Origin of the sequence: Apibacter sp. B2966 (genome assembly GCF_011082485.1) — a bacterium.
In the GTDB taxonomy this organism is placed as follows: domain Bacteria; phylum Bacteroidota; class Bacteroidia; order Flavobacteriales; family Weeksellaceae; genus Apibacter.
The window spans coordinates 1225930-1246963 of record NZ_CP049714.1; the positions used below are offsets into that span (position 1 = coordinate 1225930).

Consider the following 21034-nt stretch of genomic DNA (forward strand, 5'->3'; position numbering starts at 1 on the left):
AAAAAAATAAAATTTATCTTTTCAAAATTATTTTTCTTTATCATCATAAAATAAAATAAAATAAATCAATGGAAATATACCCGCTTTATGTCTAATGGAAGATCCTAAGTCAGGTTCAAACAAGCCTTGAACAATAAAAAATGAAAATGTTATATAATATGCCCATCTAATATTATTATTTTTTTTAACCTTCAAAATTTGATCAAATTTTAAAGATAAACAAAAAAATAATGTCAATTGCCAAATTGAAAATAATGAAACTTGTGGTGAGGTAGAAAAAATTGATGTGATAGGAATATTAACTACCATAAATCCGTATATTATTGACACAGCATCTCCATACCAAGTATTGGTCGGTAATGGAGGGATTATAGCAGATCTTGATTCTTCTTTTATTTTAGGATCATCTAATCGTCTTTCATTTAGCTCCGTGCGAGTTTTATCTGAAAGATATCCATGTTTTACCATATTATGTCCACAACTTATAAGAATAATCATTATCAATCCGTATATTACAATTAAAAATGAATTAAGCTTTAAATTACAATAACTCAAAATACTAATAAATATAGATAAAATTAGAACTAAATAATAATATTCCCTAAATATATAGGAATATAATAAAATCATTAAACAAATAATTATCCTATTTCGAAAAACATATTCTTTATTTTTATTTTTAATTAATTTAACAAGAATAGCACAAAATATAAATGTTATAAACTCTTTAGTTTGCATTGATATAAATATACCAATAACAAAAAAAGAGGCATACATCAAAAGATTGTTTACTTTTACCTTATCAAAATTAGAAGGAATACCAATTTTAGTTAAAATATATATTAGAATCGGATATTGTATTAAAGCCACTAAAGAAAAAGGCATCCACCTCATACCTGTAATGGAATAAAAAAAAATTGAAAGTTGAAAGCCTCCAACTACTCCCTTTAAATTCCATGGATTATGAATGATCGTTAATGCATCTGAAAAATATTTTTTAGGTAATACATAGCTACTGCAGATTGCAGCTATTAATCCTAAAAAAGAAAAACTGAAAAAAATAAACTTACTTTTTGTAATCGTCAGATTATTCATTAGTATTTTAAAAATTTAAATATTTGCAATGAAATTCTATCCCAACTAAGGGATGTTTTCTTTTTATGCATTTGTTTAATTAAATAGTCTCTTTGAAATTGATCTTCAATTAGATGTACTAAACCTTTTTTTAATGAATCTTTATTGGGCTCAACCCAAACACATTCATCTTGATCTAATTGTTCACAAAAACCTCCAACATTTGTACAAACCATAGGTAATTCTGAACTAATCCCGAGAGTAATAACTCCCGATTGTGTCGCTTCCAAATATGGTAAAACTAAAATATCAGCCCAATTTAAAAGTTTACCTATTTCCAAATCTGACAGGTATTTATCCTGTATCTTTAATTTTTCTGTATCTTTGATTTTTAATTCGTAAATGCTTTTTCCGGCAATTATACATCTATCTATTTTATCTCTTATATCTTCAACAACTTCAGCTAAAAGCTCTACCCCTTTATAGGGACTAATCCTGCCTATAAAAAGTATATTTTTTCCCCTATTTATTTTCGCAGGGGAATTACCTGATGATGTTGTTTCAATTAATCCATGTGGAACTATAATACTCGGTTTAATTAATTTTAATGTTTTCTCTACATTAACTTTAACATAGTTTGTCAAAAATATTAATTTAGAGCTCAATTTAATATTTAAATTAGAATATTGCTGGATCAATAAACTATTTTCTCCTTTATGTAAAACACCATCATGTACTGTCAATATTACGTCGCGACCTAATAATCTAAAGAGCATAATAAAGGGTAAATTCCATAAATGAAAATACGGTAAATATAGTATTCTATAATTTTTCACTATTTTAGGTAAAAGAACTATACAATAAAATGGAAGTATAAATAGTGTATTTAAAATAAATGAAAAAGCTGATTTATAGGTTATTAATGATTTTTGATTAGGTATTGAAATTCCTTCTATAGCAAATTTAGATTTATAGTAATCGTAACTATTTTCAGGAAAATGTAAAACTATATTGTCAGAATATAGAGGTAAGCTTCCTGTCCTACCTAATGATAAGATCATAATCTTACGACTCATTTTACATTATATTTTAATCCTAAAATTATTTTGAATATCATCATTATCCTATCCCATTGCCCTCGTCTTATTCTATTAATTAAGATGGGTACAAAACTTAAATAAACTGATGGTAAATGATACCATTTTAAGTTTTTCTTTGCAAAAACCAGTTTATTAATTAACAAATAATAATCTGAAAATAAAGTTTTTGATTTACCTTCATTATTTCCGTTATCTATAGTTGTTCCGTGTTTATGAAAAATATATAAATCAGTAAATATTATAGATTTCCAATCTTTTTTCTTTGCTCTACTAGTATAATCCCACTCTTCAAAATACAAGAAATAATCTTCTTCGAGAAAACCTACTTCCATAAAACATTCTTTTTTTATAAACATTGAAGCTCCTATGGGGATCAAATTATAAATTGCTTTTTTAGGAATATCTGAATAATTCATGCATTCATATAAAGGAAAGGTATGAGCAAGCCAATCATTATATTTATTTGCTGTACATTGCAATATTTCCGGCTGATTATAATAACATAAAGAATTACCAATTATACCAATAGTATTCTGCATTGTTTTAAATTTTTCAGATATATTATGCAAAAAATCAACGGGTACTACTGTATCATTATTTAAAAGCCAAATATAATCAAATTTATCCTGTTTTTTCAAATATTTTAAAACAATATTATTTGCAGCTGAAAATCCTTTGTTTTCCTTTGCTTTAATAAAAACAATTTTTTGTTCAATATCTTTTAACTCATATAATTCTTCTTCATTTAAATACAACAGATCTTGACTCGACTTTTCTGAAATTGGAAAAACTAATTCCGGGAATTTAGTTTCTATTTTCATGGAAATGTTTTGACCCCATTTCTTAAACATTTCAAAATCATCAAATTTCAATGAATTATCTACAATAAACAACTGAAAGTTTTGTATGGTAGATTTTAATAATGATTCCAAACATTCTATAGTGTCTGAACATCCATTATAGTTTACAATAATAATTTTATACTCCAATTTTATTATTTTTAATACTATCAACTAATGATTTTAAACATATTTGCCAAGAATTATCTGAATGATCCTTATCAGGATATTTAATTAAATAATTATTATCATTAATTATTTGTTCCAAAACAGATTTTAAATCTTCATCATTATTCTGTCCCACTAATTTTCCAAAATTTTCATTTTTTTCTATGGTTTCTTTTGCCCCACCTACATCCGTTGAAATAATATAATTATTAAATCTATAAGCTTCCGAAAAAACGATAGCATATCCCTCCCATATTGACGTCAATACAAAAACTTTTGCTTTATTATAATATTCCCATAAAATTTTCTTTTCCAAAATTGGTCCAGTAAATATTACCTTATTTTTTAATGATGGATTTTTATGATAAAATAATTCAATTTCTTTTTGGAAATTTTCCTCTATTGGACCTATAAAATAAAATTTCCAATTTTTAAAATTTGAAATTTTTTCAATAGCTTTTAAAAACATTACTGTATTTTTTTGAAATGTACCTAACCGCCCAACAGTTATAATTTTATTTTCTTTTTCTGAAAAAGGAATAACATTAAGTGATAATTTCATTAATTCCTCTTCATCAAATCCATTTTCAACCAAGAAGATTTTTTCTGAAATATTTAAATTTTCATTCCATAATTTAAATGATAAATGAGTTTCAACTGATATATAATCGCATTTCTTCAATAACTTATTATAAATTTGATTTTTAATAAATGAAGAATTATTTTTAACATCTAAAATATCTTCTCCTCCATCCACTTTTAAATAAAACCTTCCATTAGGATTAATCATTTTATATAAAATGCATAAAATGGCACTTGTAAATCTGAAATGAAAAGTCATTAATAAATCAATCTTTTTACCATTCTTAATAACATAAAGCAATGAAGATAAAAAAAATGATATATTTTGTAATTTTTTTAGCTTAAATATATTTATTAACGAACGTAATTTAACTCCCTTGTAGTTATTATTTATAAATAAATTGTTTGTTTTAGTTTTTTGATATACTATGGTTACTTCATAGGATAACTCTTTCCCTAGATAATAAGGGACAAGAAAAACATCTTTTCCTAAATGTTCTTTTTCAAAATGAGCAAAAACTAAGGTTAAATTTTTAGATTCCATTTATTTAAAAGCTGATTAAAATAAAATAAAACATTTATTCCTAACAAAGGTGTAAAAGCTAAAATAATAATTGATATTATTCCGGTTTTAAATAAAAGTGAAAAATAAATATTATCAAAATGGATAAAATGGTTTATTATTTCTCCAATTACTAGTAATAATATTAAAATTAAGATAGATTTAAATAGATATAAAAAAATTTTCTTCTTATTATGAATGGATATTATATAAAGCATTATAAAAACTATTAATAAATGAAAAAGACCTATAGAAACAGGAAATGTAAATTGATTAAATAGCTTATAAAAAAAACAATTAAATATTATAATTCCTATTTGAGTTAAAACGCCCAATACCGCTTGTTGTTTATTTTTTAATTGAGAAATCATAACCGGTGATATATAAACATATAAACAAATAGCTATAAAAGATATGGAATATAATTTTGTTAAATGGGAAATTTGTTCTATGTTACTTATGCTAACTTCTCCTTTTTTAAAAAATATATAATTAATTTCATAGGCATTTAAATATAATAAGGGTACAAAAAAACTTATTATTAAAATGATAAATTTCAAATAATTATAAAAGGAAATATAATATTCTTCCCATTCCTTTCTATAAAAATTTTTAGTAAGTTGGGGGATTATAGCTGTTAATATAATACTGGTAATAACAACCTGAAATAATAAAGTGAATTTTTGAGCATAATCAATCATTGAAATTATACCTACTCCCATTTTATTGGATAAGCTTTTTTCAATTAATGAATTTATTTGACCGACTATATAAGGAAAATAAAAAGGGATACCAAATACTATAAATACCTTTGCTTGAGATATAAAAGTTTTATTCCATTTAAAGATAGGTAATAATTTATTTTTTCTTAAAAAATAAATTATTACTAAAGATAAAACTAGTAAATTAAAGTATTGTCCCACATATAAAGAAAATATACCTATATATGCTGTACCAAAATATATTATCCCTAAGTTAAAAAAAGATGTAAAAAATGATGTTATTTCTGGTATATAAAATATATTATTGGCATTTAAGATACCTATCCCTATGGAAGTAAGTTGAGTAAACAAAATACTATAAAGTAAAATATTAACAAATAAACAATATCTATTTAGTAATAAACCATCCACAGTGAATAAACTATGAATAATATTTTTACCGTAAAAGAAAAAAATAATGACTAATAAAATAACCATAATAGTATAGACAAGTAACAAAGAACCCGTTTTAGTTAATGCTGATTGAACCGATTCTTCCTCTTTCACTTGAACATATTTTATCCTAAAAACATCTGATATAGGATTAAAAAATGTATTATTTAAGTTGATAATAAATGCGGTAGCTATAATCCAAATATCCCTATCTATAGATAATCCAAAATACTTTGCAGAAACACTAACAATTAATAAATTTATAACAAGAGTAAGTGCCTTTATAATAAAGATATTTAAACTAATTTTGCGTGATGAAATTGCCATTTCCTACAAAATAATTTATTATCAAAATAAGAACTTATATCCCTACTTATAAAGCAGAAATAATTTTTTTACTTCAATCATATTTATTTTTATATAGTGTAGAATATGATTGATTAAAAATTATGATTCGTATATAAATAGTAAAAAAACTTTATAAAATATTTTTTAATAAATTAATGCTTTACTTTGATAATATAAACAATTAAAAACTCTCCATTATTTTTATGTAATAATTAAGAGCTACTTAGAAATATTTATTTTTTAATTATTTTTTTGCGCAGTTTTAATTCCGGAATCATTCCACCATTTTCCGTCAGGTGTTCTAACGAAAACGTCTCCAGTTTTACCATCGAAAACATAGGTTCTTAATCCGTCAGCAGACTCAATAACTTGAAAAGAATACCTGTTTGATGGTGCTACTTCTTGACCGTTAACCGGCTTATCGCAACTTGTAAGCAGTAAAGTTAGTCCTAACATGAAGAATGAAATAAATTTTATCATATTTTTTTTATACAAATATAGATAATTCATGTCATTATATTCATTTATTAAGCATTTCTTTTAAACTATCTTTCCATTCAGGGATTGAAATTCCAAAAGTATTTTTAATTTTAGTTTTATCTAACAAACTATATTGTGGTCGTTTTGCAGGAGTGGGAAATTCTGAAGTTGGTATAGGATTAATTTTGATTTTAGATTTACTTAATTTTCTTATTTCTTCACTGAATTGATACCAGGAACATTCTCCTTCATTGGAAAAATTGTAAATTCCATAAGCTCCAATATCATTTTGTATAATAGTTAAGATAGCATCTGCTAAATCAAATGCATTCGTAGGAGATCCTATTTGATCGTTAATGACATTTATTTCTTCTTTTTCTTTAAATAATTTTAACATGGTTTTCACAAAATTATTCCCAAAGGGAGAATATAACCATGCCGTTCTAATTATATATGTTTTTGGATTATAATATTGAGCAAGTATTTCACCATTTAATTTGGTTTTTCCGTAAATACCTAAAGGAGCTACGGGATCATCTTCTTTGCGCGGTGTAGATTCTTCTCCTGAAAACACATAGTCTGTTGAAATATGTATAAAAGTAGCTTTTTGAGAGGCGCTTGCTTTTGCTAAGAACTTTACAGCATCAGCATTAAGTTTTTCTGCCATTTCAATATCTGTTTCTGCTTTATCAACAGCAGTATAGGCAGCACAATTAATAACGTAATCAAACTTGTTTGAAAAAAAATAAGTTTTTACAAATATTTCATCTAATATATCCAACTCTTGAACATCCGTAAATGTAAAACTATAATTTACAAGAGGTTTTTCTTTTAATCTTTGCTTTATAGATCTTCCTAATTGCCCATCCCCCCCGGTAACTAATATTTTTTTCATAATCTATGATAATTCAATGGGTTTGAATTCTTTAAAAGAAATCGCATTTAAGTCTTTTTCAGAAATAATTTTATGCTGAGCATCTATCCCCCAATCAATATTTAAATCTTTATCTAAAGGATTAACCCCCAGTTCACTTTCCTTATGATAAAATCCTTCACATTTATAAGCAAAAATAACTGATTCTGATAGTACTGAAAATCCATGCAAAAAACCTTTCGGGATAAACAATTGTTTTTTATTCGATGCCGATAATTCAACAGATATATATTGCCCGTACGTAGGAGAATTTTTTCGAACATCAACGGCGACATCAATTACTTTACCTTGTAATACATACACTAATTTAGCTTGAGAATAGGGGGGTAACTGCTGATGTAAACCTCTTATAACCCCATAAGAAGACTTAGAGACATTATCTTGAACAAAATTGGGTTTATATCCTACCTTTTTTTCAAATGTATCAAGATTGAACGTCTCCATAAAAAATCCTCGTGAATCTTCATAAACTTGAGGATTTAAAATATAGCATCCTTTAAGTGTGGTTTCAGTTACTATCATCTATTTTTTAACTAATTTTTTTATTTTGCTTTCTTAAACTTTCCACACGTTCCTCAAACAAATTTTCAGGTATACTTACACATATTTCTTGAAACAGATCCAAAAAATTTTGCGGTTGAACTTCAGATTTTCGGGTAGATAAGTTAAAATATATCAAAGTAACCCATAAAACAGCATGTGTCAAACTTTTGTCTTTATTTAACATTAACACTTCAACTGTATTAGTCCTGTCAGTATATTTTACTATTTTACTAGTAATTATAATATCTTTATTATACCTAACTTCTTTGATATAAGCAATCTGATTTTGCAAAGCAACCCATAAACATCCTGTTTTTTTAGATTGTTCAAAATTATCTAACTGATAATTATCTAAACAGTGATCTTCCCTAGCATTTAGCATATAATCAAAATAACGAAGATTAGAAAGATGACCTATAGGGTCACAATCTGCAAATCGTACTCTGTATTTAGACTCAGGTTCTTTTACTTTCATAATGTGAATTTAATGATTTACTATTTGATCATATTATTAAATTAAAATTAAATACAATTTAATTTGAAAGTTACTAAATATCTATAACTTACAAAATTTTTAAAGAATCCCGTTTTAATTTATAAATGATTATTTTTTTAAAAATATAAAATTATTATTCACTATATCTATTTACAAGTTTTGTTATTATTTCCAATTCACTATTTTCTAAACCTACATATAAAGGCAGACATAAAATTTTTTCTGATATGGACTCTGATACTGACATTTTACTACCTTTAACATAATTTATTGTATTTAATGAAGGGTAAAAATAACGTCTGGGTACAATATTTTGTTCTGCTAATTTTTCTTGTACCCTTAATAGTATCTTTTCAGAATTAAATATAACGGGATAGTAGCTGTAATTCCACTTAGTATTTTCTCTTATTTGAATTGATTTCAATTTATTAAAATCTAGTGATTCATCGTAAAAATCTACTACTTTTTTCCTTTCAGCAATTATATAATCTATATAATGTAATACGGACAAGCCCATCGCAGCTTGTAGTTCAGATATTTTAGCATTAATTCCTACATCATAAATATCATTGGTTTCAGTATATCCAAAATTATGACTATAATTTAACCTTTTCATCAATTCGGAATCTTTGCAAAATATAGCTCCTCCTTCTCCTGTATGAAATAATTTGGTAGCATGAAAACTACAGGTACTTATATCACCATATTCGAATACGGATTTGCTGTCATGCTCTACTCCAAAACAATGCGCTGCATCATAAATAACCTTTATCTGATATTTCTTTGCAATTTTTTCAATTATTTTTACATTGCAAGGATTACCAAACACATGGGTTGCTAATATTGCCGTAGTTTTATCTGTAATTGCTTCTTCAATCTTATTTTCATCTATAGTCAGATGATTCGGATCAATATCCACAAACACCGGTTTACAACATTCCCATATAATGGCGGAAGTAGTAGCCACAAAGCTAAAAGGTGTAGTAATAACTTCTCCTCCCTTAGCAATATTTTTCAATGCTATTTGAATAGGGACGGTACCGTTATTAGTAACTAATATATTAGTAATATTTAAATACTTCTTGAGCTTCTCTTCAAGTTTTAAAACTAATTCACCTCTATTGGTCAGCCATTGGTTTTTCCAAACTTTATCTAAATATTCATTATATTCAGATAAAGGAGGTAAAAATACCTTAGTTACATTAATTCTTTTTTCCAAAATCAAAAAACGCCTTTAATTATTAAAATTTAAAAATCAAAAATATAACAAAATTAATAATTCTCACAAAGAATACACATAATTTTATATCTAGAGCATAATTTATTAAACACAAACATTTAAAACAATTATAATAGCCTCGATAACGTTTACATACTCCAAATATAAATCTGCTATTTATTTTTATTTACCTTTGCAAAAAATATGATATGTCAAATATTATAGCGCTTGTAGGAAGGCCTAATGTAGGAAAATCTACTCTTTTTAATCGATTACTACAAAAGAGGGAAGCAATTGTTGATAGTGTGGCCGGGGTTACTCGTGATCGGCATTATGGAAAAAGTGATTGGAACGGCGTCGATTTTACTGTTATTGATACCGGAGGTTATGTAGTTGGATCTGAAGATATTTTCGAAGAAGAAATAAGAAAACAAGTTGAACTTGCCGTAGATGAAGCTTCTGCGATTATATTTTTAGTTGATGTAACAGAAGGCATCACCGATATGGATAAAGAGGTTTCCAATCTTTTAAGAAAGACTGACAAACCGGTCTTTTTAGTTGTTAACAAAGTGGACAATGCTATGTTGGAAACGGAGGCCATGGAGTTTTATTCATTGGGAATGGAGAAATATTATACTATATCAGGAATGACAGGTAGCGGTACAGGAGATCTGCTGGATGATATAGTTGCCACATTTAAAGAAGAAGATTACGTAGACCCTTTTGAAGGCTTGCCAAGAATAACCATTGCAGGAAGGCCTAATGTGGGAAAATCAACATTTACCAATGCCTTATTGGAAAACGAGCGTAACATCGTAACAGATATAGCCGGTACTACCAGAGACAGTATCGAAACCTTATATGAAAAATTCGGATATAAATTTGTATTGATTGATACCGCCGGTATGCGGAAAAAAACTAAAGTAAATGAAAACCTTGAGTTTTATTCCGTAATGCGTTCCATACGTTCAATTGAGGATTCAGATGTTGTAATCTTAATGATAGATGCAACCTTAGGTTGGGAAAAACAAGATATGAATATCTTATTTTTAGCTCAAAAATACCGAAAAGGAGTTGTTATCGTCGTTAACAAATGGGATTTAGTTGAAAAAGAAACCAATACGTTAAAACAATTTGAAAATTTTATAAAAGAAAAGATTGCTCCATTTACGGATGTACCAATCATTTTTACCTCGGCTATTACTAAACAGCGTGTGTATAAAACGGTAGAAACTGCCATGAAAGTTTATGAAAATCGTTCACGCAGGATCAAAACCAGTAAATTAAATGAGGTCATGCTTCCTATAATTGAATCTACTCCCCCGCCAAGTATAAAAGGTAAATATATAAAAATCAAATACTGTACTCAGCTTCCCACCAGAACTCCGCAATTTGCATTTTTTGCAAATCTGCCGCAGTATATCAAAGAACCCTATAAACGATTTATTGAAAATAAATTACGTCAAAATTTTGAGTTGACTGGTGTACCGATTGAAATATATTTCAGACAAAAATAAATTCCATAATAAATAAAAAGCATCTCATAATAGAGATGCTTTTTTTATAATAAATACTTTTAATGATTAGAAAGGATATTCAAATAATTCACTTTCATGATAGTATGGATTACCTTTAGCTTCTAGATTAAGCTTACTTATAGAATACATTACAGTAAATATAAATAGTCCCAACATAAAAATAAAAGCCCCAATTTCTAATAGTCCTATACCCCAGAAAGCACCAACTGTTCCCGGCATAATAATATTAAACATATCCAAATAATGTCCGAATAGTACCACACAAGCCATAATAGGAACAATGACATAATTTCTCTTCACTTTACTGCTAACTAATATCAAAAACGGTAAAACTAAATTCGGGATCAACATGGTAAAGTAAGTAGGTCCATATAACTTGTATCTTCCAAAGAAATATACCGTTTCCTCAGGAATATCAGCATACCAATACAACATGAATTGCGCAAACCACAGGTAAGACCATAAAAGGCTAAACCCAAACAAAAATTTAGCAAGATCATGCATATGGTTATCGTTAAATGCCGGTAAAAAACCTTTCTTTTTCAGATATATGGAAATAATCAACATCACTCCGACGGAAGAAACCAAACAGCTGATTAATACATACCACATATATAAAGTAGAATACCAATGAGGATCAATGGACATTAACCAATCCCATGCCCAGCAAGCGGACGCCAAAGCAAAGAAAACAATAGCACCTACGCTCCAGTTATAAACTTTTTTATAATCGGAAACTTCTTTAGTTTCATCCAACTTTCTCGTTAGAGATTTTATTTTCCATAAAAAGAAAATACATCCGGCCACATAAATCAGCGTTCTAATAACAAAAAACGGTCTATTTAAAAACGGTTCCTTAGATTTTATAAGTAAATCGAAATGCGAAGAATTAGGATCGGTTAAAGACGGATCCATCCAATGATATAAATGATTCAGTCCTCCGTGTTCACCACCATATGATGAAAGAAAAATAAATACAACCATTAATAAGCCGCCTACAGGTAGAAACGAAGCAATACCTTCCATTACTCTGATAACAACAATAGACCAACCGGCATTACCTGCATGTTGGACAGCAGCAAAAAACAAGGCGGTAGCTGAAATACCGAAAAATAACATCAAAGATACAAAAAATGCAGACCACGGCCTGTTATGAATTTGATGTTCAGCATGTTCAATATGTTCTTTAGAGTGCGCAACATCTCCTTTATAAACTGAATTCATAGGTTGAGCTCCCGCTAATTCTTCATTATGATGTAAAATTTCCTTAACAGCATGTTCATCTATACGTGAATTCTGATAATACCCTATACCAAAGGCTATCAATCCTACTACGATTAATACTATGGACGTTAATTTAAGACTTGATGAAAATGTATATCTCATAGCTGTATTATTGTTCTGTTGTTTGTGTCTGTTCTGCAGAGTTTGATGTTGCAGAAGGTTTAAATTCGTTAATTACATATTCTGCAACTCTCCACATATCTCCGGGTAAAAGTTGCCCCGCATAAGATCCCATGGCATTTCTTCCATGTTCCATAACATAATGTACAGATCCGACTGTTATATCCCTATCTTTGTAATTAGGTACTCCCGAAAATGCTCCGGATTGAACAATATCACCTTGTCCGTCTCCGGCTGTACCATGACAGGCTGAACATGTTTTTATATATAAATCTTTTCCTCTGGCTAAATCCTTATCTTTGTTTAAAGGATTTAGCGGTGAAACCGTTATTTTTTTAGAAGCATCGTATCCTTCAGGGGTGTTTGGCAAATCCATAGGTAGAATTCCTTCGGGATTTTGAGCTATAGTTCCGGGTACAGGCGCTAATGCGGTTGCTCCTCCTTGCTTTGAAAATAAAGGAACCGTCGTTCCTTGTTCTCCATAAGCAATTACTGCCTCTTGATAAGGATCATAGGCTACCGGATAGTACATATCTGGAAAATAAACCAAACTGGGTTTTTTCTTACTACAAGAAATTATAAACAAACTTCCTGTTATAGCAATAAGAATATATTTAGTTATTTTTTTCATCTTCAATTTTTTTTACAGTTATTTCCTCAACACCTGTAGCTATCAAAATTTCCTTTACTTGGTCGTAATTTTGATTAGAAATTTCAACTAAAAATTTATCATCGGTAGTCCTTGGATCAGGATTTTGAGCTTTTTGTCCCGGATAATGCTTGTTTAAAATAAGGTATGTAATGGACATGAGGTGAGCGGCAAAAAATACTGTCAGCTCAAACATAATTGGAATAAAAGCCGGCATATTTTCTGTCCAAGTAAAACTCGGTTTTCCCCCTATATTTTGCTGCCAATCATAATTCATCGTATACCAAGTAAGCACAGAAGCAACAGCTAACCCCATAGCTCCATAGAAAAAAGCAAATTCAGACATTCTCGATTCTTTTAATCCCATTGCCTTATCTAACCCATGTACCGGAAAAGGTGTATAAACTTCATTAATTTCAATTCCTCTATCACGAAGTTGCTTAACCCCATCTATAAGGAGATCATCATCTCCGTATAAACCGTAAATAATTGTCTTAGTGGTGCTCATTTTCTAAATGATGTTTTTTATACCCTTCACTTGATGTTTTTATAATTGTCTTCAATTCTGCCTGTGCTATAACCGGGAAAGTTCTAGCATACAACAGATATAATACTGAAAAGAAACCTATCGTTCCGATGAATATTCCTACGTCTACAAAAGAAGGTTGGAACATTGTCCATGAACTGGGTAAATAATCCCGTGACAGATTGATAACAATAATATCAAATCTTTCAAACCACATACCGATATTTATAACAATGGAAACAATGAAGGTCCATAGAAAGTTTCTTCTTAATTTTTTTATCCATAGAGAGGCAGGAATTAATACATTACAAAGGATTAATAACCAAAATGCCCACCAATACGGTCCTGTGGCAGCTCCAACTGAGAAATAAGTAAAATCTTCATATCTGCTTCCTGAATACCATCCGATAAAGAATTCCGTAATATAAGCTACAGTTACCATACCTCCTGTCACAACTATTACAATATTCATATATTCGATATGCTTTTGAGTGATATAATCCTCTAAATGACATACTTTTCTAACCACGCTTAGCAAGGTTTGAACCATAGCAAAACCGGAAAATATAGCACCCGCAACAAAATACGGCGGATATACTGTTGAATGCCATCCTTTAATAACTGAAGTTGCAAAGTCAAAGGAAACAATGGTATGAACAGAAAAAACTAAAGGAGTTGCAAGACCTGCCAAAACTAATGACACTTCCTCAAATCGTTGCCAATGCTTTGCTTTGCCTCCCCACCCAAAACTCAATATAGTATAAATCTTTTTAGTTACCGGTTTAACCGCTCGATCTCTAACCATGGCAAAATCAGGAATTAGTCCGATATACCAAAAAACCACAGATACCGAAAAATAGGTACTGATAGCAAATACGTCCCATAATAAGGGGGAGTTGAAATTGGGCCATAAAGTTCCGAACTGGTTAGTTATAGGAAATACAAAATAAGCTAACCATATACGTCCCATATGAATACATGGGAACATGGCTGCCTGAACCACCGCAAAAATAGTCATGGCTTCCGCCGAACGGTTTATGGAAAGTCTCCATTTTTGACGGAAAAGCAATAATACAGCAGAAATCAATGTTCCTGCATGACCTATTCCTACCCACCAAACGAAATTAGTAATATCCCATCCCCAATTTATCGTTCTGTTTAGTCCCCATACCCCTATTCCGGTACCTATCGTATAAGCAATACACCCTACTCCATAGATAAAGGCTACTAAAGCAATATAAAAAGCAAACCACCAAAGTTTCCCGGCTTTGGTTTCAATAGGACGGGCTATATCTTCCGTAATGTCATGATAGGTTTTATCCCCTAAAATTAACGGCTCGCGAATAGGTGCTTCGTAATGTCCTGACATAGTAACTTTCTTAAAATTTTTATGATTCTTTTCTATTCCTAATTTTGTGCTGATAGAATACATTAGGTTTTGTTCCTACTTCTTCTAACAATACATATTTCCTTTTATCTTTTGATAGCCTTGCAATTTCTGATGAAGAATCATTTATATCTCCAAATTTAATTGCTCCGCTAGAACAAGCCAGTGAACATGCTACCTGAAATTCTCCATCTTCCACTTTTCTGCCTTGTTTTTTAGCCTCTAAAATGGTAGCCTGAGTCATTTGTATACACATGGAACATTTTTCCATGACTCCTCTGGAACGAACAACGACATCCGGATTTAATACCATTCTTCCTAAATCATTATTCATATTATAGTCAAACTTATTGTTAAGCGCGTAGTTGAACCAATTGAAACGACGCACTTTATACGGACAGTTATTGGCACAATAACGGGTTCCTACACATCGATTATAAGCCATATGATTTTGTCCTTGTTTTCCATGAGAAGTAGCCGCTACCGGGCAAACCGTTTCACAAGGTGCATGATTACAATGTTGACACATCACCGGTTGGAAAATTACATCCGGATTAGTTGGATTCGGTTCAATTAATTCCTTATACATAGGAACTTGATCCAAATTTTCCAAGATTTCTTCTTTTTGCTCTATTTGCTTTTTAGAAGAATAATATCTGTCTATCCGTAACCAATACATGTCTCTTGACATCCTTATTTCTTCTTTTCCAACTACGGGAACATTATTTTCGGCTTGACATGCTATAATACAAGCACCACATCCGGTACATGCATTTAAATCAACCGAAAGGTTAAAATGTGGACCGTCTGTACTGTCATAATCTCTCCATAGATCTACTTTATTCATAGGAACTTCTCCTACGTATGAATCCATTTTTAACGGCTCATTCCATTCTTTAGGATCCACGTTTAAGAAAGTATCTAAGGAAACTTCTCTTGCTATTTCATACCTACCCATCAAGGTACCTTGCATTTGCATTGATGCAAATTCATGCATTCCTTGAGTCGGTTTAATAGTTATGTTATATTGAATTAAATTAGAGTTAAGATAAAAAGGATAGGCATTTATTCCGGTTTGACCTACTTTTCCTGATTTTGATTGACCGTATCCTAAGGCTAATCCAATCGATCCTTTAGCTTGTCCCGGCTGAATTAATGCCGGAACACTTTTTATTACTTTTCCATTAACCGTTAAATCTACTAAGGAACCATCCAATTGCATTCTGCCATTGGTCTCATTCTGGATTCCTAATTGTTTAGCATCTTCTAATGAAATTGTAATATAGTTATCCCATGCTAGACGAGAGATAGGGTCCGGCAACTCTTGCAACCAAGGATTATTTGCTTGAACTCCGTCTCCAATAGCTGTTTTAAGATATAAGTTTAATTCAAAAGTTCCCGCTTTAATAACTGCTAAGTTAGATAATGCCTGTTCCGCATTTCCTCCGATTACATTTAATTCTGTAATTTCGGATGTTTCATTGTATCCATTATATAAAGCCTGATTAAAACTATAACCTAATTTAGTTCCTAACTGCGTTTGCCAATATTGTTTTAAATAATTATAATAAGCATTGGTTTGCTGAGGCGTTGCTGTCGTAGTATAGGTAGAATTAAACGGAGTGGTTGCATCTTGAACCGTATCTTTTTTAGATTGTGTAGCTAAAGAATCAACCGAAGGAGTCGAACCAACGGGAGCAACTTTGATATTTTCTTTAACCGCATTTGTTTGTAATCCCGCATTCCTCCAAACCAATAATGAATCTTGGAATTGACGTGTATCAAAAATTCTTTGGATGGTTGGTTGTGATAATAAGTAAACTCCTGTTGCCGGATTTAAATCTCCCCATGATTCTAACCAATGAGGAACCGGTGCAATAGCTTTACATATAGAAGCTGTTTCATTTTCATATTCTGAAAGAGATACAGAACAATTAACTTTTTTAAATAAATCTTTCAATTTTTCTCCCTCTGAATAAGAGTAAATCGGATTAGTATTAAAGTTAAGTAATACTCCTACTTGTCCGGTTGACAACCAAGATAGTAATTCCGAAAAACGAGCATCATTGGATTCTTTAGTCAATAATACTTTATCTTTTCTAACTGCTAATGAATTTAATTTTTGATTTATCAGATTGGCTATCACATAGGCTGATTTATCGCCTTCCGCAAATACAACCGCTTTTGAACCTTTTTTTGTGAGTTCTTTAGCTATTTTTTGAGCAGTAGGATTAGAAGAAGTTCCATCCAATGCTTTGTACACTTCACCCAATAATTTTTGAACTTCCGAAGGTTTTAACGGCATTCTTTCATCGGAACTAGCCCCTGATAAACTTAAATTGGATTCAATTTGAATATGCTTAAGCATAGTTTTCCCCGGGGTTTTGGCTTTGGCATAATCTGCCTCAAAATGTCCTCCATTCCAATCATTCAAAAAATCAGCACCAAAAGAAACCAATAATTCGGCTTTAGTTAGATCATATAATGGTAAAGCTCTTACTCCATAAACCTCTTCTGCAGCATCTAAAGCCGGTGAATATGAAATCGCATCGTAAACGACATGTTCTGTGCTTGGGAATAGGGTTGTAAAATCATCAATGATTTTTTTAGTGGAGGGAGAAGGAAAAGATGGTGTTAAAATTACAATCTTTTTACCCGAAACCTTAGCTGCCTGTAATTCTTTATTTACATAGTCATCTAATGATTTCCAATCGGTTTCAGATCCATTCAGTTTAGGTGTTTTAGCTCTGTTATTGTCATATAATGAAAGAACAGATGCTTGACTTCTGGCTGTGCTTTCACCAAAAAAGGCAGCATTTTTATTACTTTCAATTTTAATGGGTCTTCCTTCCCTTGTTTTAACTAAAACACTGGCAATGTCAAATCCATTGTAAAGAGTTGAGGCGTAATAACTGGGTACTCCCGGAATGATACCTTCGGGTTTAACCACGTATGGTACCGATTTAATAATTGGAGCTTCACAGGCAGCTAAAGTTACTGCTGCTGTTCCAAAACCTAAGAATTTTAAGAAATCTCTTCGAGAAGTTTTTGTAGAATACATTGCTTGATCATCTCCTAAAAATTCATCGATAGGAAGCTCTTCTACAAATTCATTTGCTGCTAATTTCTCTGGTAGTGAAGGATCTTGTAATTCTTCTAAACTCCTAAATTTTATTTTATCTTTTGAAGCCATAATGATCTTCTGATGATTTTAATTAATTAATAATGACATTTACCGCATTCTAAACCTCCTATGGCATCTACCGTTATTTTAGATTTATCTTCTCCATATTCTTTCTTCAATTTTTCATGAAGTTTATTGAAGTAAGCTGCATTATATCCATTGGTCATATCGACTTCTGTAGTACGGTGGCAATCTACACACCATCCCATTGTGAAATCATTCGCCATTCTTACAACATTCATGGTATCTATGGAACCATGACAGGCTTTACATACCACGTCAATTTGATGATTCGGGTTCTTTTTATTGAAATCGGCTATTATTGTTTTTTCTCCTGCCACTACATGTTGTGAGTGATTAAAATATACGAAATCCGGCATATTATGAATTCTTTCCCATTTCACCGGTTTTTGTTTACCTGTGTATTTTTGGTTTTCTTCATCCCAACCAATATGGTCATAAATTTTCTTAATTTCAGCAGTATAGAATTCTTTAGATTTGCCCGGTTCGATATATTTGCCGGTATATTCGCTGATATTTCTATGACAATTCATACATACACTTAGAGAAGGAATTTCGGAAACTTTCCCATATTTTGCTCCGGAATGACATAATTGACAATTGATTTTATTTTCTCCTGCATGAATTTTATGTGAAAAATAAATAGGTTGATCCGGTTCATAACCTTTATCGACTCCTATTCCCATCAACCAAGCCCATACTCCGTAAAAAGATAAAGCCAATAGTAAAGTTACCAATCCATACAAGACTCCTTTATATTGTACATAAAATTGTGAAAAAGTTCTAATTCTTGTAGATTCAAGTTCTGATAATTCAGCGCTAGAAGTTTTTAGTTTTACTAGCTTATTGATTTTCAGTAAGGTAAAAATCAATATTACCCCTATTGAGGCAAAGGAAAGTAAAATATAGTTAAGATCATTTGATGTTTTCTTTTCAACTACGGCGGGAGCAGCTTCTTCCGGTGGAGCCGGTGGATTTTCAAGATAGGCCAAAATATCATCGATATTTTGTACTGATAATCTGCCTTCGAAAACATCCATAGCAATTTGATTGTTCTCTTCGAAGATTTTATTCGCACGCTTATCTCCACTTTTTCTTAAGGCTTCATTATTCATTATCCATTTTTGGATCCATTCTACATCAGCGCCTTCTTCAGTTAATTTTGTTACAATTCCCTTTAATGCAGGTCCTGTAAGTTTTCGGTCTAACGCGTGACAAGCGGTACAATTGTCTTTGAATAATTTCTCTCCATTCTTTACATCTCCATTTACTTTCTGCGCTAAAACAGAAACACTTGTAAAGAGAGTCAGCATACAGACTGCTATAATTTTATTCATAATAATTGATTTCAATTGAATGAAACTTATTTATAATATAATTGTCCCATTAAAAGCGACTTATGCAAAAATAAAAATATGCTCTATATTGCCAAATGTTTTTTTTAACATATCTTTTAGTTTTTGTTAATTTGTAATTATTCTAAATAACGATCGTTTTTATCTAGCTGTTAAACAGCTTATTAAATTGAAATACACGCAAATAACCTTTCTAAAAACCAGATGAAAAAACAACTTTTTTTATCTTATATGGCAAAAATTACTCATTTTTTCTAGCCAAAAATCGTGTTAATTTAATACCCATATCTAAAAAAATGATTTTAGCACTTCCATTTCTTTCAATATGAAAAAATGCGTTATTAATTTCTTCTAAAATATCTTCTATATTTTTCCCATGAACAAAATGACTAAAATTATCCCATTTAAAGTTTTCATATGTTAATGGATTATTTACTAAGCTTGATGATTCGTAATTTTGAAGTAAGGCTTGTCTAAAAGTTTCGGCACAAAATTGTAAGAAATTCTTTTGTTTTTCTCTACCCCAAGCAGATATTTCTAAAGACCAATCTACTATTTCTCGTAAAAATTGTGGTTTTTTAGGAGCCATGACCGCTGCACGGTTCCATCGAATAAAATATTTCTCGAATTCTTCTTGTAAAGTATTGTTTTTTATTAGCTTACAAGCTACATCCCAATCGCCTTCAGCTCTTTTTGCTAAAGTATCGGCCGTTTCTTTGTCTAAGGAAAACCTGTTTTGTAAATGATCGGATATTTCATTGTTTTCCAAAGCATTAACAGTTATTTTTTGGCAACGAGACAATATGGTTGGAAGAATTTTTTTATCATCTTCAGCAATGAGTATAAACAAAGTTTTAGCAGGCGGTTCTTCCAATATTTTAAGTAATTTATTGGCAGCTTCTACTCTTATAGTTTCTACCATCCAAATTATTTGAACTTTATATCCTCCTTCAAAACTTTTTAAGTTTAAGTTATCAATTATATTTTCAATTTCTTTAACAGAGATGATCCCTTGTTTTTTATCTTCATTAATATATGCATACCACTGGTTTATATCCCTATAAGGATCTTCGATAATAAACTCCCTAAACTGTTTAATGTAGTCGGAACTTATGGCTTCTTTTTTTTCTGTTGAATTATTAATGGTAGGAAAAGATAAATGCAAATCGGGATGTTGCAATTGATTAATCTGTAATAAACATTTTTCAGATTGTTTGCAAATAACTTCTGAAGCATAGGCAAGTGCAAGCGGTAAAACTCCGTAACCCGGTTTTCCTATATACAGTTGCGCATGGCTAATTCTATCTTCCTTGATTGAATTTTGCAATTGCTTTTTTAAATTATGCTGACCTATTATTTCATCCCATTTCATGTAAACAAAGATAGATCAACTTTTCTAATTCACTTACTTTTATATAATAATTGAATCACTTGATAATTTTATTTTTTTATCTTAGGCTTAATAAATTTA

18 protein-coding genes are annotated in these 21034 nt (G+C 30.3%); 1 reads left to right on the top strand and 17 read right to left on the bottom strand.

Features of this window, described 5'->3' with window-relative positions; genetic code table 11:
- Positions 1-27: 27 nt before the first annotated feature.
- From G8C43_RS05270 to G8C43_RS05315, 10 genes are all read right to left on the bottom strand, one after another.
- On the bottom strand, positions 28-1095 hold the full coding sequence (locus G8C43_RS05270; protein WP_166004630.1) for a hypothetical protein: 1068 nt from the start codon (positions 1093-1095) through the stop codon (positions 28-30).
- Positions 1095-2150, bottom strand: a complete 1056-nt coding sequence (locus G8C43_RS05275; protein ID WP_166004632.1) for a glycosyltransferase family 4 protein — start codon at positions 2148-2150, stop codon at positions 1095-1097. The genes G8C43_RS05270 and G8C43_RS05275 overlap by 1 nt, the downstream gene beginning before the upstream one ends.
- Positions 2147-3163, bottom strand: a complete 1017-nt coding sequence (locus tag G8C43_RS05280) for a glycosyltransferase family 2 protein (protein WP_166004635.1) — start codon at positions 3161-3163, stop codon at positions 2147-2149. The genes G8C43_RS05275 and G8C43_RS05280 overlap by 4 nt, the downstream gene beginning before the upstream one ends.
- Positions 3153-4307, bottom strand: a complete 1155-nt coding sequence (locus G8C43_RS05285) for a glycosyltransferase (RefSeq protein WP_166004636.1) — start codon at positions 4305-4307, stop codon at positions 3153-3155. The genes G8C43_RS05280 and G8C43_RS05285 overlap by 11 nt, the downstream gene beginning before the upstream one ends.
- A complete protein-coding gene (locus G8C43_RS05290; protein WP_166004637.1) occupies positions 4289-5806 on the bottom strand; it encodes a lipid II flippase MurJ in 1518 nt (505 codons plus the stop codon). Before G8C43_RS05290 ends, G8C43_RS05285 begins: the two co-directional genes overlap by 19 nt.
- A gap of 261 nt (positions 5807-6067) precedes the next feature.
- On the bottom strand, positions 6068-6307 hold the full coding sequence (locus tag G8C43_RS05295; protein ID WP_160550005.1) for a hypothetical protein: 240 nt from the start codon (positions 6305-6307) through the stop codon (positions 6068-6070).
- Positions 6308-6347: 40 nt separating this feature from the next.
- A complete protein-coding gene (gene rfbD / locus G8C43_RS05300) occupies positions 6348-7202 on the bottom strand; it encodes a dTDP-4-dehydrorhamnose reductase (protein ID WP_166004638.1) in 855 nt (284 codons plus the stop codon).
- Between the two features lie 3 nt (positions 7203-7205).
- Positions 7206-7763 (bottom strand): dTDP-4-dehydrorhamnose 3,5-epimerase, encoded by a 558-nt coding sequence (gene rfbC, locus G8C43_RS05305; protein WP_166004639.1) that lies wholly within the window; start codon positions 7761-7763, stop codon positions 7206-7208.
- Between the two features lie 7 nt (positions 7764-7770).
- Positions 7771-8259, bottom strand: coding sequence for an acyl-CoA thioesterase (locus tag G8C43_RS05310; protein WP_105296729.1), 489 nt, complete (start codon positions 8257-8259; stop codon positions 7771-7773).
- 154 nt (positions 8260-8413) lie between these two features.
- Entirely contained in the window at positions 8414-9505 is a 1092-nt protein-coding gene (locus G8C43_RS05315; RefSeq protein WP_166004640.1) for a DegT/DnrJ/EryC1/StrS family aminotransferase, read from the bottom strand.
- 203 nt (positions 9506-9708) lie between these two features.
- On the opposite strand from G8C43_RS05315, the gene der reads away from it, so the two are divergent.
- Complete coding sequence (gene der / locus G8C43_RS05320) at positions 9709-11016, top strand: ribosome biogenesis GTPase Der (protein WP_160541745.1); 1308 nt, start codon at positions 9709-9711, stop codon at positions 11014-11016.
- A gap of 66 nt (positions 11017-11082) precedes the next feature.
- Here the strand turns inward: der and G8C43_RS05325 are convergent, their stop codons facing one another.
- The 7 genes from G8C43_RS05325 to G8C43_RS05355 all read right to left on the bottom strand — a co-directional run bounded on the left by G8C43_RS05325 (position 11083) and on the right by G8C43_RS05355 (position 20935).
- The gene (locus tag G8C43_RS05325) at positions 11083-12423 is read right to left on the bottom strand and encodes a quinol:cytochrome C oxidoreductase (RefSeq protein ID WP_160564590.1); all 1341 of its coding nucleotides are present in this window, start codon (positions 12421-12423) and stop codon (positions 11083-11085) included.
- Between the two features lie 7 nt (positions 12424-12430).
- A complete protein-coding gene (locus G8C43_RS05330) occupies positions 12431-13072 on the bottom strand; it encodes a c-type cytochrome (protein WP_166004641.1) in 642 nt (213 codons plus the stop codon).
- Positions 13056-13598 carry a DUF3341 domain-containing protein gene (locus G8C43_RS05335; protein ID WP_160541743.1) on the bottom strand — a complete coding sequence of 181 codons (543 nt, stop codon included), beginning with the start codon at positions 13596-13598 and terminating at the stop codon, positions 13056-13058. Before G8C43_RS05335 ends, G8C43_RS05330 begins: the two co-directional genes overlap by 17 nt.
- A complete protein-coding gene (gene nrfD / locus G8C43_RS05340; RefSeq protein ID WP_160557295.1) occupies positions 13585-14985 on the bottom strand; it encodes an NrfD/PsrC family molybdoenzyme membrane anchor subunit in 1401 nt (466 codons plus the stop codon). Before nrfD ends, G8C43_RS05335 begins: the two co-directional genes overlap by 14 nt.
- Before the next feature lie 19 nt (positions 14986-15004).
- The gene (locus G8C43_RS05345) at positions 15005-18196 is read right to left on the bottom strand and encodes a TAT-variant-translocated molybdopterin oxidoreductase (RefSeq protein ID WP_166004642.1); all 3192 of its coding nucleotides are present in this window, start codon (positions 18194-18196) and stop codon (positions 15005-15007) included.
- Positions 18197-18222: 26 nt separating this feature from the next.
- Complete coding sequence (locus G8C43_RS05350) at positions 18223-19545, bottom strand: c-type cytochrome (RefSeq protein ID WP_166004643.1); 1323 nt, start codon at positions 19543-19545, stop codon at positions 18223-18225.
- 259 nt (positions 19546-19804) lie between these two features.
- Entirely contained in the window at positions 19805-20935 is a 1131-nt protein-coding gene (locus tag G8C43_RS05355; RefSeq protein WP_166004644.1) for an ATP-binding protein, read from the bottom strand.
- Between the last annotated feature and the right edge of the window lie 99 nt (positions 20936-21034).

Excerpts from the sequence above, each read along its gene's own strand:
- G8C43_RS05275 (WP_166004632.1), bottom strand. The coding sequence starts at position 2,150 with ATGAGTCGTAAGATTATGATCTTATCATTAGGTAGGACAGGAAGCTTA.
- G8C43_RS05270 (WP_166004630.1), bottom strand. The coding sequence starts at position 1,095 with ATGAATAATCTGACGATTACAAAAAGTAAGTTTATTTTTTTCAGTTTT.
- rfbD (WP_166004638.1), bottom strand. The coding sequence starts at position 7,202 with ATGAAAAAAATATTAGTTACCGGGGGGGATGGGCAATTAGGAAGATCT.
- G8C43_RS05290 (WP_166004637.1), bottom strand. The coding sequence starts at position 5,806 with ATGGCAATTTCATCACGCAAAATTAGTTTAAATATCTTTATTATAAAG.
- G8C43_RS05325 (WP_160564590.1), bottom strand. The coding sequence starts at position 12,423 with ATGAGATATACATTTTCATCAAGTCTTAAATTAACGTCCATAGTATTA.
- G8C43_RS05310 (WP_105296729.1), bottom strand. The coding sequence starts at position 8,259 with ATGAAAGTAAAAGAACCTGAGTCTAAATACAGAGTACGATTTGCAGAT.
- G8C43_RS05335 (WP_160541743.1), bottom strand. The coding sequence starts at position 13,598 with ATGAGCACCACTAAGACAATTATTTACGGTTTATACGGAGATGATGAT.
- rfbC (WP_166004639.1), bottom strand. The coding sequence starts at position 7,763 with ATGATAGTAACTGAAACCACACTTAAAGGATGCTATATTTTAAATCCT.
- G8C43_RS05295 (WP_160550005.1), bottom strand. The coding sequence starts at position 6,307 with ATGATAAAATTTATTTCATTCTTCATGTTAGGACTAACTTTACTGCTT.
- G8C43_RS05350 (WP_166004643.1), bottom strand. The coding sequence starts at position 19,545 with ATGAATAAAATTATAGCAGTCTGTATGCTGACTCTCTTTACAAGTGTT.
- G8C43_RS05285 (WP_166004636.1), bottom strand. The coding sequence starts at position 4,307 with ATGGAATCTAAAAATTTAACCTTAGTTTTTGCTCATTTTGAAAAAGAA.
- nrfD (WP_160557295.1), bottom strand. The coding sequence starts at position 14,985 with ATGTCAGGACATTACGAAGCACCTATTCGCGAGCCGTTAATTTTAGGG.
- G8C43_RS05330 (WP_166004641.1), bottom strand. The coding sequence starts at position 13,072 with ATGAAAAAAATAACTAAATATATTCTTATTGCTATAACAGGAAGTTTG.
- G8C43_RS05345 (WP_166004642.1), bottom strand. The coding sequence starts at position 18,196 with ATGGCTTCAAAAGATAAAATAAAATTTAGGAGTTTAGAAGAATTACAA.
- der (WP_160541745.1), top strand. The coding sequence starts at position 9,709 with ATGTCAAATATTATAGCGCTTGTAGGAAGGCCTAATGTAGGAAAATCT.
- G8C43_RS05355 (WP_166004644.1), bottom strand. The coding sequence starts at position 20,935 with ATGAAATGGGATGAAATAATAGGTCAGCATAATTTAAAAAAGCAATTG.